1 protein-coding gene is annotated in these 457 nt (G+C 62.8%); it reads left to right on the top strand.

Annotated elements, in window-relative coordinates:
- Positions 1-457 (top strand): KUP/HAK/KT family potassium transporter (locus EN780_RS37690; RefSeq protein ID WP_245500310.1); only part of this gene is annotated, 457 nt, incomplete at both ends.

The following is a 457-nucleotide window of genomic DNA, read 5'->3' as shown; positions in this document are numbered from 1 at the left end:
TCGAGCAGCACAGCACCAAGGTGTTGATGCTTGGCGCGCTCGGTGTGGTCTATGGCGATATCGGCACGAGCCCGATCTACGCCTTCCGCGAAGCTTTGGTGGCGTCGTCCGGCGGCAACGTCGCCGATCGCGGCGACATCCTCGGCGTGCTGTCGCTGATCATCTGGTCGCTGACCATCATCGTCACCATCAAGTACATCAACTTCGTGCTGCGCGCCGATAACCGCGGCGAGGGCGGCGTGCTGTCGCTGATGGCGCTGGCGCGCGGCAGTTTCCCGACGCGCTCGGCAATCATCCTCGGAATCGGCATCGTCGGCGCTTCATTGTTTTTCGGCGATGCGGTGATCACGCCGGCGATCTCGGTGCTTTCGGCGGTCGAAGGCATGAATGTCGTCACGCCGACGTTCCAGCCCTATGTGGTGCCGCTGACGCTGGTCATCCTGGCGATCCTGTTTTC

Source organism: Mesorhizobium sp. M4B.F.Ca.ET.089.01.1.1, from assembly GCF_004022605.1.
GTDB classification, from domain to species: domain Bacteria; phylum Pseudomonadota; class Alphaproteobacteria; order Rhizobiales; family Rhizobiaceae; genus Mesorhizobium; species Mesorhizobium abyssinicae.
This window is presented reverse-complemented; position numbering and strand designations above follow the sequence as displayed.